The organism is Pararhodobacter sp. SW119 (genome assembly GCF_017811755.1).
GTDB lineage: Bacteria > Pseudomonadota > Alphaproteobacteria > Rhodobacterales > Rhodobacteraceae > Pararhodobacter.
Map to the genome: position 1 here is coordinate 1 of NZ_JADDJF010000008.1, position 15,743 is coordinate 15,743.

General features: G+C 67.2%; 12 protein-coding genes. 9 read left to right on the plus strand and 3 right to left on the minus strand.

Features of this window, described 5'->3' with window-relative positions; translation table 11 throughout:
- Positions 1–279: 279 nt before the first annotated feature.
- Positions 280–969: a VPLPA-CTERM sorting domain-containing protein gene (locus IM708_RS06975; protein ID WP_209425624.1), complete on the plus strand. Its 690-nt coding sequence runs from the start codon at positions 280–282 to the stop codon at positions 967–969.
- Positions 970–1,313: 344 nt separating this feature from the next.
- Here the strand turns inward: IM708_RS06975 and gatB are convergent, their stop codons facing one another.
- The gene (gene gatB, locus IM708_RS06980; protein WP_209425625.1) at positions 1,314–2,825 is read right to left on the minus strand and encodes an Asp-tRNA(Asn)/Glu-tRNA(Gln) amidotransferase subunit GatB; all 1,512 of its coding nucleotides are present in this window, start codon (positions 2,823–2,825) and stop codon (positions 1,314–1,316) included.
- A gap of 168 nt (positions 2,826–2,993) precedes the next feature.
- Here gatB and IM708_RS06985 point away from each other — a divergent pair, with 168 nt between their 5' ends.
- The 7 genes from IM708_RS06985 (at position 2,994) to pheS (ending at position 12,112) form a co-directional block, all read left to right on the plus strand.
- Entirely contained in the window at positions 2,994–3,563 is a 570-nt protein-coding gene (locus IM708_RS06985; RefSeq protein WP_209425626.1) for a transglycosylase SLT domain-containing protein, read from the plus strand.
- A 76-nt stretch (positions 3,564–3,639) separates the two neighbouring features.
- Positions 3,640–4,026 (plus strand): DUF4177 domain-containing protein, encoded by a 387-nt coding sequence (locus IM708_RS06990; RefSeq protein ID WP_209425627.1) that lies wholly within the window; start codon positions 3,640–3,642, stop codon positions 4,024–4,026.
- A 51-nt stretch (positions 4,027–4,077) separates the two neighbouring features.
- Positions 4,078–6,483, plus strand: coding sequence for a ligase-associated DNA damage response DEXH box helicase (locus IM708_RS06995; RefSeq protein ID WP_209425628.1), 2,406 nt, complete (start codon positions 4,078–4,080; stop codon positions 6,481–6,483).
- A gap of 462 nt (positions 6,484–6,945) precedes the next feature.
- A complete protein-coding gene (locus IM708_RS07000) occupies positions 6,946–8,256 on the plus strand; it encodes a short-chain fatty acid transporter (RefSeq protein WP_209425629.1) in 1,311 nt (436 codons plus the stop codon).
- A 159-nt stretch (positions 8,257–8,415) separates the two neighbouring features.
- Positions 8,416–9,084 carry a ligase-associated DNA damage response endonuclease PdeM gene (pdeM, locus tag IM708_RS07005; protein WP_209425630.1) on the plus strand — a complete coding sequence of 223 codons (669 nt, stop codon included), beginning with the start codon at positions 8,416–8,418 and terminating at the stop codon, positions 9,082–9,084.
- Positions 9,085–9,186: 102 nt separating this feature from the next.
- Positions 9,187–10,977, plus strand: coding sequence for an acetate/propionate family kinase (locus tag IM708_RS07010; RefSeq protein ID WP_209425631.1), 1,791 nt, complete (start codon positions 9,187–9,189; stop codon positions 10,975–10,977).
- Between the two features lie 64 nt (positions 10,978–11,041).
- On the plus strand, positions 11,042–12,112 hold the full coding sequence (gene pheS, locus IM708_RS07015) for a phenylalanine--tRNA ligase subunit alpha (protein ID WP_209425632.1): 1,071 nt from the start codon (positions 11,042–11,044) through the stop codon (positions 12,110–12,112).
- 198 nt (positions 12,113–12,310) lie between these two features.
- Here pheS and IM708_RS07020 read toward each other — a convergent pair whose 3' ends face one another.
- Together IM708_RS07020 and IM708_RS07025 are read right to left on the minus strand one after the other, a co-directional pair.
- On the minus strand, positions 12,311–13,057 hold the full coding sequence (locus IM708_RS07020; protein WP_209425633.1) for an alpha/beta hydrolase: 747 nt from the start codon (positions 13,055–13,057) through the stop codon (positions 12,311–12,313).
- On the minus strand, positions 13,054–14,322 hold the full coding sequence (locus IM708_RS07025) for an MFS transporter (protein ID WP_209425634.1): 1,269 nt from the start codon (positions 14,320–14,322) through the stop codon (positions 13,054–13,056). Before IM708_RS07025 ends, IM708_RS07020 begins: the two co-directional genes overlap by 4 nt.
- Positions 14,323–14,513: 191 nt before the next feature.
- On the opposite strand from IM708_RS07025, the gene IM708_RS07030 reads away from it, so the two are divergent.
- Positions 14,514–15,554, plus strand: coding sequence for an N-acetylneuraminate synthase family protein (locus tag IM708_RS07030; protein ID WP_348524950.1), 1,041 nt, complete (start codon positions 14,514–14,516; stop codon positions 15,552–15,554).
- Positions 15,555–15,743: the final 189 nt, after the last annotated feature.

Here is a 15,743-nt window from a genome sequence, read left to right on the forward strand (position 1 = left end):
TGAAATCAGCGGCATGATCGCCCTGAAGTCACATGCCGACGAATCGTCGGGCCGTACTGGCGGCCTGGCTCTAGATCGGGTCCTGCCGGTTTCGTGGGCATACTACCGCCTGAGGCAGAACACCGCGCCCGGCCCCACAACCCATGCATGAAAAACGGGCTTCCAGACGGGTCTTGGGCCGAAATCGTTTGGCGGGTCGGTTAAGCTCGTGTTAACTTCTCAATCAGACGGGTGACCACTGTGCGGTGCCCCTCGGTTCATATCGATGGAGGAATTGAGATGAGTATGCTTAGAACACTGGCAACCAGCGCCGCCGCGCTGGCGCTCGGCGCGGGGATTGCCTCGGCGGCAACTTTCACGGTGGTTGGTACCGATACAACCGTGATAAGCGCCGCGGTCGGGAACAATCTGGTCGAACCGGTTTTCGGTGAGAATACTGTGCTTAACGGTGTAATTGGCCAACTCGGGGTCTCTGCGAACACACGCGTTCGGTTCGAGTTCCTCGGGTTCGAAGCTGGCGCCGAGAACGTTTTCGGCTTTGGTGGCGCTGACTTGTGGAGCACGCCCTGTAGCGGCACTGCGGTCACGCCCTCTCCTGGCGTCCTTTGCGATCCGGTTCTGGCGACTCCGTGGATCTCGGTAGCCGGTGGGCCTTTGGACTTCTATTTCAAGACAGATTTGGCAGGCGCTTCGCCTGCGCAAGTCAACAACGCTCCTTCCAACAACAGCGCTGCAAATATAACTAACTTCGCCATCACTCTTGACGGTCTGCGCACCGCCTATCTCTGGTTTGATGACAGCGGCGGAACCCGTCCCTCAGGAGAACGAGACGACGACAATCATGATGACATGCTTATCCGCGTGTCAATAATTCCGCTTCCGGCACCGGCGTTCCTGCTGCTTGGCGGCATGGGTGTGTTCGGCGGCATGGCCGCGCTGCGGCGTCGCAAGCAGAAAGCGGCGGCCTAATCACCTTACACTACTGCACCAGTTGAAACGGCGGCCCTCGGGTCGCCGTTTTCGTATTGGCTGGGCTGACGCCGGTGGGGTCACGCGCCGTTTATTGCCCGAGGTTCGCGATCCGCGTCGTGTTCACGCCATCGCGGAATCGCCAAGAAACCTGCTTATCAGCGGAAACCGGCAGCACACGGTATCGGCGCGAATCCGACCGTCGCCAGAAGTTTCGTTGCGGTTAACGCGCGCGAATTTACGTTTTAGGTCAATGTCTTGGTGAAGCGCACAAATTTGTGCACCCCTGACCTCCCCATCCCCTCGCGGGTCCTGGAACAGGTCAGCGGCCACCGCTGCCGGTATCAAAGGCCGAGGCGTGCCGTGACGAGGTCGTTGACGGCCTTGGGGTTCGCCTTGCCGCCGGTCGCCTTCATCACCTGACCGACGAACCAGCCGGCAAGCTTGGGGTTGGCCTTGGCTTTCTCGACCTGCGCCGGGTTGGCGGCGATGATCTCGTCCACCGCCTTCTCGATCGCGCCGGTGTCGGTGACCTGCTTCATCCCGCGCGCCTCGACGATCTGCGCGGGATCGCCGCCCTCGGTCCACAAGATCTCGAACAGGTCCTTGCCGATCTTGCCCGAAATCGTGCCCGCCGCGATCAGGTCCAGCAGGCCGCCAAGCTGCGTGGCCGAGACGGGGCTGTCCGCAATAGCCAGCCCCTGCTTGTTCAGCCGCCCAAAAAGCTCGTTGATCACCCAGTTCGCCGCCGCCTTGCCGTCGCGTCCCTGCGCCACTGCCTCGAAGAAACGGGCGTGTTCCAGCTCGGCCGTCAGCACGCTCGCGTCGTAGTCGGTCAGCCCGTAGTCCGCCATGAACCGCGCCTTCTTCGCGTCCGGCAGCTCCGGCATCGCGGCGGCGATCCCGTCGACCCAGGCCTGCTCGATCTCCAGCGGCAGCAGGTCGGGGCAGGGGAAGTAGCGGTAGTCGTGCGCTTCCTCCTTCGACCGCATCGAGCGCGTCTCGCCGCGGTCGGGGTCGTAGAGGCGGGTTTCCTGATCGACCTTGCCGCCATCCTCCAGGATCGCGATCTGGCGCCGGGCCTCGAATTCGATGGCCTGCTGGATGAACCGCATCGAGTTCATGTTCTTGATCTCGCAGCGGGTGCCCAGATGGCTGAAGTCCTGCGTTTCCTCGTACTTCTCGTATTGTCCGGGGCGGCAGACACTCACGTTCACGTCCGCGCGCAGGTTGCCGTTCTGCATGTTCCCGTCGCAGGTGCCCAGATAGCGCAGGATCTGGCGCAACTTCAGCACATAGGCGGCGGCTTCCTCAGGGCCGCGAATGTCGGGCCGACTGACGATCTCCATCAGCGCGACGCCGGTCCGGTTGAGGTCCACGAACGACATGTTGGGGTCCATGTCGTGGATGCTTTTCCCCGCGTCCTGCTCGACATGGATACGCTCGATCCGCACGCGGCGGCCGATCCCCGGCCCCATTTCGACCAGCACCTCGCCCTCGCCCACCAGCGGGTGGTAAAGCTGGCTGATCTGGTAGCCCTGTGGCAGGTCGGGATAGAAATAGTTCTTGCGGTCGAAGGCCGACCGCAGGTTGATCGCCGCCTTCAGCCCCAGCCCGGTGCGCACCGCCTGCTCGATGCAGAATTCGTTGACCACGGGCAGCATCCCCGGCATCGCCGCGTCCACGAAGCTGACGTTCGAATTGGGTTCGGCCCCGAATTCTGTCGAGGCGCCGGAAAAGAGCTTGGCCTTCGAGGCGACCTGGGCGTGGATCTCCATCCCGATGACCAGTTCCCAGTCGCCGGTCGCGCCGGAGATCACCTTCGGTTTCGGGGCGTGATGCGCAAGATCGAGCATGGGCAGGGCTCCTTGTGTTCGCGCCTGCTTCTAAGGCGGTGACCGGGTCATGTGAAGCGGGTTTCGGCGGGTTTCCGCGTGCGGCCGCTGATGCCGCACCGCAGCATCTTGTCCACAGCCCGGCCAGAGCGCAAGTGGTGGCAACGCGAAACAACATCGGAATCACTCATGCGTCGCCTGCTGATCCTCGCCGCCTTCGCCCTTGCCGCCTGCCAGCCGGCGATGAAGTCCCAATCCGCCGAGGTCGTCGCCCGCTGGGACCACCGCGCCGAGTCGGAGACGTGGAACGCCGCGATGATGCAGGCCCTGCAGACCCAGGCGCGCGCGTTGATCGAGGTCGAGCCGCGCGATGCGGCGGAGTTCTGCCCCGCCTTCGCGGAAGCCGACGAGGAAGGGCGCGCCGCCTTCTGGGTTGCGTTCTTTTCCGGGCTTGCGCGCTACGAATCCGGCTGGCGCCCCGAGGCTGCCGGGGCTGGCGGCCGCTACCAGGGCTTGCTGCAGATCGCTCCTGCGACGGCGCGCCATCATCGCTGCGACATGGCCGAGCCCGGCGGGCTTTACAACGGCGTCAACAACCTGACCTGTGCCACCCGCATCGCCGCGCCGGCGGTGTCGCGCGCCGGCGTGATCGCCACGGGCGCCCGCGGTGTCGCCCAGGACTGGCCGCCGCTGCGCGATCCTGCGAAACGGGCCGAAATCGCGGCCTACACGCGCGCGCTGCCGGTCTGCCAGGGCTGATCGCCGCGGCCGGGCGGCTTGCATCCCGCGCCGCTTTGACGCAATAGACCTCAGCCCTGTGAGAGGTACCCGAGCCATGTTCGAATACAAGGTCATTCCCGCCCCCGCGCGCGCCGAGAAGGTGCGTGGCCTGAAGTCCGTGACCGAACGCTTCGCGCACAGCCTCACCCAGGCGATCAACGCCGAGGCCGAGGACGGCTGGGAATACGTGCGCGCTGAGTCGCTGCCATGCGAGGAACGCAAGGGCATCATGGGCGGCACCCGTCGCACGACCGAGACCGTGCTGATCTTCCGCCGTGCGATCGACTGGACCGAGGAAGAGGACGCCGAGTCGGATGTCGAGGCCGCGCAACCCGCCGCCGGCAATCGGCGGGAGCCGCTTTTCCGACCCGATGTCCTGTCGCGCGCCGCCGCGGCCCGCCGGGCGGAGCCGCGTCTGCGCTCGCGTGACAGCGACCGCTGACGCGCCCAGTCCTCTGGCCGGCGTAGCACCTCGCGCTATGTTTCGCACTTGATGCGCGACGCTCCGACCGATCCCCTGCCGCCCGATATCGCCGCCTGGTTTGCCCGACGCGGCTGGACGCCGCATCACCACCAGCTTGAGTTGCTGAAGTCCGATGGCGACCGGCTTCTGATCGCGCCGACCGGCGGCGGCAAGACCCTGGCGGGGTTCCTGCCTTCGCTGATCGCCCTCAGGGACGGGCCGGTTGGGCTGCATACGCTTTATGTCTCGCCGCTCAAGGCGCTGGCCGCCGACATCGGGCGCAACCTGGCCACGCCGGTCGCCGAGCTTGGCCTGCCCATCCGCGTCGAGGATCGAACGGGCGATACGTCCAGCGCGCGCAAGGCGAGGCAACGCGTCGACCCGCCGCATATCCTTCTGACCACGCCCGAGTCGCTGGCGCTGATGCTCAGCTATCCCGAAGCCCCGAAGATGTTTTCCGGCCTCAGGCGCGTGGTCCTCGATGAAATCCACGCGCTGGCGGAATCGAAACGCGGCGACCAGCTGATGCTGTGCCTTGCGCGGCTGCGCGCGCTCGCGCCGGGCGTGGTCACCACCGGCCTGTCGGCAACAGTCGATAACGCGGCGGCGCTCGCGCGCTTCATGGGGGTGGGGGGCGCGCCTGTCCCGGTCCTGATGGCCGATCCCGGCCCCGACCCCGACATCGCCATGCTGCCAACCGCCGCGCCGCCGCCCTGGGCGGGCGCTGGCGGCCGGTTCGCCGTGCGCGACGTGTTGGCCGCGGTGGCACAAGCCACCACGACGCTGATCTTCATCAACACGCGCGCCCAGGCCGAGCTGTTCTTTCAGGCGCTCTGGGCCGAGAACGACGCGAACCTGCCGATCGGGCTGCACCACGGATCGCTCTCGCGCGAGGCGCGCGCGCGGGTCGAGGCGGCGATGGCGGCGGGCGAGTTGCGCGCGGTCGTGGCGACCGGCAGCCTCGATCTGGGCATCGATTGGGGCGCCGTGGACCTGGTGATCCAGGTCGGCGCGCCGAAGAACGTAAAGCGCCTGGTCCAGCGGATCGGGCGGGCGAACCACCGCTACAACGCGCCGTCGCGCGCGCGCATCGTGCCCGCCAACCGGTTCGAGGTGATCGAATGCGCCGCCGCGCTCGAGGCCGTTGCGGCCCGCGATCTGGACGGTGAACGCCGCCCCGACGCGCCCCTCGACGTGCTCTGCCAGCATATCCTGCTCATGGCCTGCGCCGGCCCCGTCGATGCCGATGCGCTCTATGCCGAGGTGCGCCAGGCCGGCCCCTACGCCGATCTCGCACGCGCCGATTTCGACGCCTGCCTCGATTTCTGCGCGACCGGCGGCTATGCGCTCAGGGCCTACGACCGCTGGCAGCAACTGATCCTTCGCGACGGGCTCTGGCATCTGCGCGACCCTCGGCGGGCGCGCGACCTGCGGCTGAATGTTGGCACCATCGTCGAACCCGCCATGCTGAAGGTGCGCGCCCATTCCCGCCATCTGGGCGAGATCGAGGAATCCTTCGCCACCCAGCTTTCGCCGGGCGATACCTTCCTGATCGGCGGGCAGACCGTCCGCTACGACCGCCTGCGCGAGACCATCATCCAGGTGACCCCGCAGCCGGCGCGCGAGCCGAAGATCGCGGTCTTCTCGGGGTTGAAGCTGGCGATGAGCACGCAACTCGCCGAACGCGTCCTCGCGATCCTGGGTGATCCGGCCCGATGGGACGCGCTGCCCGCCCACATCCGCGACTGGCTCGATCTGCAGGCCGGGATCTCGGCGCTCCCCCGCCTCGGTGAACTGCTGGTCGAGACCTTCTGGCGCGCCGGCCGCGCCCATCTGGTGCTCTATGGATTTGCCGGGCGCAACGCGCTGCAGACCCTGGGCCTGCTGCTCACACGGCGGATGGAAAGCGCCGATCTGGGGCCGCTCGGCTTCGTCGCGACCGACTACGCGCTTCTGATCTGGTCGCTGGAGGAAGTACGGGACCCCGCTGCCCTGTTGGAGCCGGCCGAACTGCGCGAAGGGCTGGACGACTGGCTGGCCGACAACGCCGTGATGAAGCGCAGCTTCCGCGGGGTGGCGACGATCGCCGGGTTGATCCGCCCCAACCTGCCGGGGGCGCGCCGGTCCGGCAAGCAGGCGACCTTCTCCTCCGACATCCTCTACGACACGTTGCGCCGCTTCGACCCCGATCACCTGCTCCTGCGCATCACCCGGTCCGAGGCCGCGCGCGGCCTTGTCGACTTCGGTCGTATCGAGGCGATGCTGCAAGATGCCCGCCGCATCCGCCATGTCCGCGCCCCGCATGTCACGCCGCTGGCCGCCCCCCTGATGCTGGAGGTCGGCCGCATCCCCATCGCCGGCGCCGGGCGGGACCGGCTGATGGCGGAAGAGGCCACGCGCCTTCTGGCCGAAGCCGGGCTCGACACCCCGGGCTGAGGGGCGCGCGGTTGTGACCTCCGCCTCGCGCCCCGCCTGCCGCATCGCGCGCGGAGCCGCCCCAGGGGCCCTGAACGGGCGTTTTGGTGGCAAACTGCCATACGCTTGCCATACACTTGCCATACGCTTGCCATACAGATTCTGGCAGCCGATTTTGACGTGAAATCAGTCGTATAGACCCCGTTTCTCAGGTTTCAGCGACACCCCGGCGAACGACGGGTTAAGTTTTCGTTCACCCCTCTCCGCCGCCCCGCCTGCGGCGATGGATGCGCGTCGAAAACCGGCTCCGTCGGCGATCAAGCCATGCCCCGGCACCCGCGCCCGGAAGGGGCACATCGCAAGGTCCAGGGCGCTGCGCAGAAGCCTGATGAACGCGCCTTCCGGCGCAGGACTTGACAAATGCCGGCAGGACGACGCCCATATGGTGGACCAACGCCAAGCCATAACAAAATGAGGGACCCGATGTTACGCGCACTTTCCCGTCCGGCAGTGGTGGTGATGGATCGCTATCTGCCCGATCCGTTCATCTTCGTGCTGATCCTGACGATCGTCGCCGCCGCCGCCGCCATGCTTTTCGAAGGCGCCGGCCCGGTTGCCGTTGTCCAGATGTGGGGCGATGGCTTCTGGGGGCTTCTGACCTTCTCGATGCAGATGCTGCTGATCCTGGTGACCGGCTACATCCTGGCCTCGTCGCCACCGGTGAAGAAGTTCCTCGCCTATCTGGCCGGGCTCGCCAGCTCGCCGGGCGCGGCGATCGTCATGGTGACGATGGTCTCTCTGGTAGCATCCTGGGTCAACTGGGGGTTCGGCCTTGTCGTCGGCGCGCTGTTCGCCAAGGAACTGGCGCGCGTGGTTCGCGTCGACTACCGGCTGCTCATCGCGGCCGCTTATTCGGGCTTTGTCGTCTGGCACGGCGGGCTGGCCGGATCGATCCCGCTGACCATCGCCACGCCGGGCCATTTCACCGAAGCCCAGATCGGCGTGATCGGCACCGGACAGACCATCTTTTCCAGCTTCAACCTGATCATCCTGGCGATCCTGTTCGTCGTCATCCCGGCCGTGAACTGGATGATGATCCCGCGCGACGACGAAAGCGTCTATGTCACCAAGGAACACCTGGGCGATGACGCACCCGCCCGGTTCGTGCCCTCGCGCCCGGCCGAGCATCTGGAAAACAGCCGCATCCTGATGTGGCTGGTCGGCATTCCGGGACTGATTTTTTTGGTGCACTACTTCTTCGTCCGCGGCAGCGGGCTGAACCTGAATGTCGTCAATTTCCTGTTCCTGATGCTGGGGATCGTCCTGCACGGCACGGCGCGCAACCTGCTGAACGCCTTGCAGGAGGCGGTGAAGGGCGGCGCCGGTATCGTCATCCAGTTTCCGTTTTACGCCGGCATCATGGCGATCATGACCCAGTCCGGCCTCGCTCAAAGCATGTCGGAATGGTTCGTTTCAATCTCGACTGCAGCCACCTTGCCGTTCTGGACCTTCATCAGTGCCGGCATCGTGAACCTGTTCGTTCCCTCGGGCGGTGGCCAGTGGGCGGTGCAGGCGCCGGTGATGCTGCCCGCGGCCGAGGCGCTGGGAGCGGATGTCGCGCGCGTCGCGATGGCGGTCGCCTGGGGGGATGCCTGGACGAACCTGCTGCAACCCTTCTGGGCCTTGCCGATGCTGGGGATCGCCGGGTTGAAAGCCAAGGACATCATGGGTTTCTGCCTGATCCATCTGGTCATTACCGGCGCGATCATCAGCGCGTTGCTGGTACTTCTCTGAACGGCGCGCGACTTTCCGCATGGGCCCCGCCGCAAGTCGTGGCGGGGCCTTTGGATTCATGACGTCTCGCATCGAGGCCGGATGCCGGACCGGCTTCTTCCCGCCCGCGGTTGCGTCGGGACCCTTGCGTCGGGCGTGCGGATCGATATGCACGCGGCCATGAAGCATCATGCCTTTCAGTTTCATGGCGCGGATCTGGTCGCACGGGCGGACCGGGCGCTCTTCTGGCCGTCTCAGGCCACGCTGGTCGTGGCCGATCTGCACCTTGGCAAGGGCACGCGCCAGGCGCGACGCGGCGGCGCGCTTCTGCCCCCCTATGCCGAGGAGGAAACGCTGGACCGGCTCGCCGCGGTGCTGACGGCGACCCAGGCGCGCCGGGTCATCGTGCTGGGCGATGCCTTCGATGACGGTCAGTCGCTCAGCGAGTTGCCCGCCCGCACGCGCGACACCCTGACCCGCCTGGCCGATACCCGCGACTGGCTCTGGGTTGCGGGGAACCATGATTTCGCCGCCGATTGGGTCGGATCGGGGCTGCCCGGCCGCGCGGTCAACGAGACCGAGGTTCAGGGCCTTGCCCTGCGCCATGTCGCGGGGCGTGGTCCGGACATCTCTGCGCATTTTCACCCGGCGGTCCGTTTCGTCGGCAACCGGCGACCGGCCTTTCTCATCGGGGCCGAACACCTGATCCTGCCGGCCTTCGGCTGCTTCACCGGCGGCCTTGATGCGACCGATCCGGCGCTGGCGTCGTTGATCGGCCGGGGCCTGGCCGTGCTCACGGGCCGCACCGCGCTGGCGGTTCCCTGGCCGCTGGAGCCCGCGCGCGTGTAGCATCTCTGACGCTACGCCGCACTGCGGCGAACGGGGTTTCGCTGCCAGGCGCACAGGCTTATCCTGCGCGCCGTGACACAGGCACAGCAAGGGGTCCACCGGATGCGCATTCTCGTCTTCAACGCCGGCAGCTCGAGCCTGAAGTTTGGTGTTTTCGAGACCGGCGCGGACACTCAGCACCTGTTCAAGGGCAGCTTCGAGCGGTTCCGCGATGGCGGTTGCGCCTTTCGTTTTACCCAGGGCACGGATACCGAGGAGGGCACGGCGCCCCACGGCGATCTGACCGCCGCGATCGCGGCGGTGCCCGGTGTCCTGACCGCGCACGGGCTGAACGACATCGCCGCCGTGGGCCACCGGATCGCGCATGGCGGCCCCGATTTCGCCGCGCCGACGCGCCTTGACGGCGACAGCCTGCCCCGGATCGAGGCGCTGACCCCGCTTGCGCCGCTGCACAACCCGGCCAACCTCGAAGCGGTGCGGGTTGCCATCGAAACCTGGCCCGACCTGCCGCAGGTCGGGGTTTTCGACACGTCCTTTCATCTGACCAACCCCGCCCGCGCCACGACCTATGCGGTGCCCGAGGTCTGGCGGCAGGCCGGGCTGCGCCGCTACGGCTTTCACGGTACCTCGCACAAGTACGTCGCCCATCGCGCGGCCGAGGAACTGGGTCAGCCCATCACCGCGTTGCGCATCATCTCTGTTCACCTGGGCAACGGCGCCAGTGTCTGCGCGGTGAACCTGGGCCGCAGCCTGGACAGTTCGATGGGCCTCACGCCGCTGGAAGGGCTGGTCATGGGCACGCGGTCGGGCGATCTGGATCCGGGGGCCTACGGATTCCTGTCGCGCCAGCTGGGGCTGAGCATGGCGGATATCGAGGCCGCGCTTTACAGCGACAGCGGCTTGAAGGGCCTGACCGGATCTTCCGACATGCGCGATGTCGAGGATCGCGCCGCGGCGGGCGATGCGGCCGCGCAACAAGCCATCAACCTCTATGCCTACCGCGCGCGCAAGTATATCGGCGCCTACGCGGCGGCGATGGGCGGGGTGGATGCCGTCGTCTTTACCGGCGGTATCGGAGAGAACTCGCCCTCCATGCGCCGGCGCATCTGCGATGGGTTGGAATTCATGGGCCTGCGCCTGGACCACGACCGAAACGCCGCACCGGACCTGTCTGACCGCGCAGCACCGCAGATCCAGTCCTACGGCGCGCGGGTTGCCGTCATCGTCACCGAAACCGCCGAGCAGTTGCAGATCGCGCGCGAGGTCGCGGCGCATCTCGCCCGGCCCAAGCCCGAGGCCCGCCCGATCCCCGTCGCCGTTTCCGGCCGCCACGTCCATCTGTCAGCCAAGGCGGTGGAGGCGCTGTTCGGCAAGGGTTACCGGCTGACCGAAGGCAAGCCCCTGCGCCAGCCGGGCAACTGGGCCGCCGAAGAACGCGTCACGCTCGAGGGGCCAAAGGGCCGGCTGGAACGCGTCGCGATCCTGGGGCCCCTGCGCAAACGCACGCAGATCGAGGTGTCGCGCACCGACAGTTTCGCGCTGGGGATCGACGCGCCGGTGCGCGACTCGGGCTCGCTTGACGGCACACCGACGGTGCGGCTGATCGGACCGGCGGGGCATCTGGACACCGATGGGCTGATCGTCGCGGCGCGTCACATCCACGCCAACCCCGAGGACGCCGCGGCGCTGGGGGTCGAGGACGGGGAACTGGTCGATGTTCGCATCTCGAACGGCGTGCGCGATCTGGTCTTCGACCGCACGCTGATCCGCGTCCAGCCCGGCGCCTTCACCGAGATGCACATCGACACCGACGAAGCCAATGCCGCAGGTCTGGGGGCGGGGGGTGCCGGCGATCTGGTTCCCCAGTCCGCGACGCTGCGCACAGCGGACTGACCGGCCCGGCTTGCAATGCCGCGGCTTTCTGGCTAGGCCACACCGCGCAGGCGGGAGTGGTTCGATGGACGGTATCGCGGAACTGAGAGCGAAGTATCTGGCCGAGGTGGGCGCCGCCGCCGACCCCGACGCGCTGGAGGCCGTGCGACTGACCGCCCTCGGCAAGAAAGGCGAGATCGCGCTCAAGCTGCGCGAACTCGGCCGCATGGACCCCGAGGAACGGAAGACCGCGGGCCCCGCGCTGAACCGCCTGAAGGACGAGATCGACGCCGCGTTGCGCGCCCGGAAGGCCGCGCTGGAGGACGCCGCTCTGGATGAACGGCTCAAGGGCGAATGGCTCGACGTGACGCTGCCGCCGCGCCCGCGCCCGCGTGGCACGATCCATCCGGTCAGCCAGGTGACCGAGGAATGCGCCGCGATCTTCGCCGACATGGGTTTCCGCGTCGCCGAGGGGCCGCAGGTCGAGACCGACTGGATGAACTTCGATGCGCTCAACATCGCGCCCGAGCATCCCGCGCGGCAGGAACACGACACCTTCTTCATGCACCGCGATCCGGGCGACGACCGCCCGCCGCATGTGCTGCGCACGCATACCTCGCCGGTCCAGATCCGCGCGATGCAGACGCAGGGCGCGCCGATCCGGGTGATCGCGCCGGGTCGCGTCTACCGGATGGACATGGACCAGACCCACACCCCGATGTTCCACCAGATCGAGGGGTTGGCGATCGACCGCGACATCACGATGGCAAACCTGAAATGGTGCCTGGAGGAGTTCTTCTCGGCCTATTTCGGCACCAAGGTCCGCACCCGCTTCCGCGCCTCGCATTTCCCCTTCACCGAACCCTCGGCCGAGGTCGACATCCAGTGCTCCTGGATCGGCGGGCAGCTGAAGGTCGGCGAGGGCGACGGCTGGATGGAGGTGCTGGGCTCGGGCATGGTGCACCCGCATGTTTTGCGCTCGGCGGGCGTGGACCCCGACCAGTGGCAGGGCTTTGCCTTCGGCATGGGGATCGACCGGATGGCGATGCTGAAATACGGCATCCCCGACCTGCGCGCCTTCTTCGAATCCGACCTGCGCTGGCTGCGCAACTACGGGTTCTCGGCGCTGGAGATGCCGAGCCTGCACGCGGGCTGACCGCGGCAAGGCGTCCGCGCGCGGACGCTTCCGCAAGTCATTGATTTCGTTAATCTAAACGGCCTCGTTAACCGCAATGAAACTTTCGGAACCGGGTTGCGGGCGAAAGTTTCATTGCGGTTAACGCGAGTTCTTTCAGCTACGTTTTCAACTACTTGAAAGAGTGTGCACGCGTGCACACCCTGGCTTCCGGGAACGTCAGAGGCCAAGCTCCTCGAGCGTCCTGGCGAGGAGTGTTAGGCAGGCCTCGTCCGAGAAACGGTGATCGGCGCCCTTGACCAGGGTCAGCCGCAGGTCGGGGCTTTCGGCGTGCTCGAACAGCCGCAGCGCGACCGCGACCGGCACATCGGTATCGGCCGAGCCCTGCAACAGCCGCACCGGGAAGGGCAGCGACGGCGAGGCGCGCAGCACCAAGTGGTCGCGTCCATCCTCGATCAGGCGGCGGGTGATGACATAGGGCTCCTCCGAGTAGTCCGAGGGCATCGCGATCCGACCGGACTTCAGGATTTCGTCGCGCTGCGCCGCGCTGAATTCGGCCCACATGCCGTCTTCGGTGAAATCGGGGGCGGCGGCGATCCCGACCAGTCCGGCGACGCGGCCGGGCAGGGCGGTCGCCACCCGAAGCGCGATCCATCCGCCCATCGAAGATCCGACCAGCACCTGCGGCCCCTCGGTCAGCGCGTCGATCGCGGCGATCGCATCCTCGACCCAGTCGCCGATGCAGCCGTCCAGGAAGTCGCCGGAACTGGCCCCGTGCCCGGAATAGTCGAGCCGCAGGAACGCCCGCCCCCGCGCCCGCGCCCAGTCTTCCAGAAAGACCGCCTTGGTTCCGGTCATGTCCGACCGGAACCCGCCCAGGAAGACCACGCCCGGTTGCGCCCCCTCGGTGCGGTGATGGGCGATGCGCCGGCCCTGCGGCGTGTCCAGAAACTGCGGCGCGCTCATGTCTTTCCTCCGGTCTCGTCCAGGCCCCAGGCCACCCAGGACCCAGCGATGGCCATACCAGCGAAGACCGTCAACGTCACCCCGGCGCCGGCAAGAGAGGCGAGCGCGCCAAAGACGCCCGCCCCCATCAACGCCACCCCGATGATCGTGTTCGACAGCGCCGTGTAGGCGGCGCGCTTGTCCTCCGCTGCCATGTCGACCAGATGCGTCTTGCGGCCGACCCGTACCCCCTGATGCGCGACCATCAGGGCAAAGAGCGCGACCGGCAGCGCCCCTTCCAGGCCGAGCGTCGCCAGCCCCACCGCCAGCACCATGCCGAGCGCCCCGGCGATCCCGGTAAAAACCAGAACGAGGCGTGAGGAACGATCCGACATCCGCCCCCAGACATAACCCGAGACCAGCGCCGCCAGGGCCGAAGCCAGCAGCATCGCGCCAAGGCTATCGAGGGTCCCTTGCGTCGCGCCCGAAGCGAGCAGCACCAGGTAGGGGGGTGCCAGCGCCGTGGCGGTCAGAAGGCCACGTGCCAGGATCAGGCGCGACAGTTGCGGATCTTCGCGCAGGTACCCAAAGAGGTCCAGCATCGCGCGCAGGCTGAACTCGGCGTCCTCGGGTTCGGTGCGGTCCTCCTCCAAACGGGCAAAGACGACGGCGGCGGCCAGAAAGGCTGCGCCCGCCACGACCAGCGCACCGATGACCAGCGCGAAGCGGTCGACCCAGCCCGTCATCAGCAGGAGCGCGAAGACCAGCACCGCGGCCGCCGAAATCGACCCGGCAAGCCCCGTCGCCGTTCCCCGCCGGCCCTTGCCGAGGGTGCGGCCGAGGATGTCCTTGTAGCTGACAGAGGCGAACGCGCGCGCAAGTGCCAGCATCAGCAGCGCCAGCAACACCGCGATCCCGGCCAGCGTCCCCGACAGCGTGACACCCGCCGCTGCCATCGCCAGCAGCGCCACGCCCTGCACCGCCGCCGCCCCGGCCCAGACCCACTTGCGCCGGGCCAGCCGCCGGACATGGGGCGCGACCAGCATCTGCGGCAAGAGCGAGCCCGCTTCGCGCACCGGCACCAGCAGGCCGACCAGCGCCGACGGCGCCCCCAGCGCGGTCATCAACCAGCTGAGCACCAGCTTCACGTCGGCCAGCCCGTCCGCCGTCTTGGTCAGCCCCAGCGCCGCGACGTGACGCAGGAAGTTCGGCGGCTCCGCCCGGCTGTCGGGTTCCGCGCCGGTCAGCCGGGTGAAGATCGCCTCCTTGGGCGGGGTGTCTGGCATCCGGGGTCCTCCTGCAACGCGGCTGGCGTAGAGGTTAGAACGGAGGCGCGCGCTTTCAAAGACGCGCTGAGTCCCGGCCAGCTTGCGCTTGACCTATGCGGTGGCAAGTGAGATCAGGCAGGGGGCCGATGGCCGCCGCAGCTCATCCGGCACCGCGACCGATGCCTGCCAACGACCTGTGCGAGGACCGCGTGGAACCTTCCCTTTCGATAGCCGGCCGCCGGATCGGCCGCGCGCATCCACCCCTGGTGATCGCCGAGATCGGGATAAACCACGGCGGCAGCCTGCAGGTCGCCAAGGAGATGGTGCGCATGGCGGCGCTGGCCGGGTGCGAGATGATCAAGCACCAGACCCACATTATCGAAGACGAGATGACGGAAGAGGGGAAGGCGATCTTTCCGCCCAATGCCGATGTCTCGATCTGGGAGGTGATGGAACGCTGCGCGCTCTCGCGCGAGGACGAGGCAGAACTGAAGCGCTACACCGAAGAACTGGGGATGATCTGGATCTCCACGCCGTTCAGCCGGGCGGCGGCGGATTTCCTGGAAGAGCTTGACGTGCCGGCCTACAAGATCGGATCGGGCGAGGCCGACAACCTGCCGCTGATCCGCCACATCGCGCGCAAGGGCAAGCCGGTGATCATGTCGACCGGCATGCAGAGCATCGAGACGCTGGGCGAAAGTGTCGCGATCCTGGATGCGGCGGGGGTGGATTACGCGCTGCTGGAATGCACGAACCTCTATCCCTCGCCGCCCGAGATCGTGTCGCTGCGGGGGGTGAGCGAGTTGCGCGCGGCGTTTCCCCGGGCCGTGGTGGGGTTCTCGGACCACTCCATAGGGCCCGAGATGGCGCTGGCCTCGGTCGCGCTGGGGGCCGCGATCCTGGAGCGGCACTATACCGACACGCGCTACCGGGCGGGGCCGGACATCATCAACTCGATGGACCCGGCAGAGTTGCGCTTCCTGATTGACCGGTCGCGCGAGATCTGGATCGCCGCGAACAACCCCAAGGCCCGTTCAGCGCCCGAGGAAGACGTCTACCGCTTCGCACGCGGATCGGTGGTGGCCGACGCCGACCTGCCCGCAGGACATGTCATCACCGAGGCGGACATCTGGACCCGCCGCCCCGGTTCGGGCGAGATCGCCGCGCGCGAGTTCGATAAGGTCCTCGGCCGCCGCCTCACCCGCGCGGTGACACGCAACACGCAGTTGAAGTGGAGTGATCTGGCGTGATTGCCGGTGGCGGGAAGCGTGGAGGCAAAGCCTGGCGCGAGCAAGTTCCGCCCCGAGGCGTGCAAATTTGCACGCCTTCGCAACGCGCTGTTATTCTGACGAAATTTTCGAATTTTAACCACAGTGAAACCTTTGATCCAACCCCTTTAAGAGGTCTATAGTAGGCTTTGAAGCGATCCGGTCATTTAC

Excerpts from the sequence above, each read along its gene's own strand:
- IM708_RS06975 (WP_209425624.1), top strand. The coding sequence starts at position 280 with ATGAGTATGCTTAGAACACTGGCAACCAGCGCCGCCGCGCTGGCGCTC.
- gatB (WP_209425625.1), bottom strand. The coding sequence starts at position 2,825 with ATGCTCGATCTTGCGCATCACGCCCCGAAACCGAAGGTGATCTCCGGC.
- IM708_RS06985 (WP_209425626.1), top strand. The coding sequence starts at position 2,994 with ATGCGTCGCCTGCTGATCCTCGCCGCCTTCGCCCTTGCCGCCTGCCAG.
- IM708_RS06990 (WP_209425627.1), top strand. The coding sequence starts at position 3,640 with ATGTTCGAATACAAGGTCATTCCCGCCCCCGCGCGCGCCGAGAAGGTG.
- IM708_RS06995 (WP_209425628.1), top strand. The coding sequence starts at position 4,078 with ATGCGCGACGCTCCGACCGATCCCCTGCCGCCCGATATCGCCGCCTGG.
- IM708_RS07000 (WP_209425629.1), top strand. The coding sequence starts at position 6,946 with ATGTTACGCGCACTTTCCCGTCCGGCAGTGGTGGTGATGGATCGCTAT.
- pdeM (WP_209425630.1), top strand. The coding sequence starts at position 8,416 with ATGAAGCATCATGCCTTTCAGTTTCATGGCGCGGATCTGGTCGCACGG.
- IM708_RS07010 (WP_209425631.1), top strand. The coding sequence starts at position 9,187 with ATGCGCATTCTCGTCTTCAACGCCGGCAGCTCGAGCCTGAAGTTTGGT.
- pheS (WP_209425632.1), top strand. The coding sequence starts at position 11,042 with ATGGACGGTATCGCGGAACTGAGAGCGAAGTATCTGGCCGAGGTGGGC.
- IM708_RS07020 (WP_209425633.1), bottom strand. The coding sequence starts at position 13,057 with ATGAGCGCGCCGCAGTTTCTGGACACGCCGCAGGGCCGGCGCATCGCC.
- IM708_RS07025 (WP_209425634.1), bottom strand. The coding sequence starts at position 14,322 with ATGCCAGACACCCCGCCCAAGGAGGCGATCTTCACCCGGCTGACCGGC.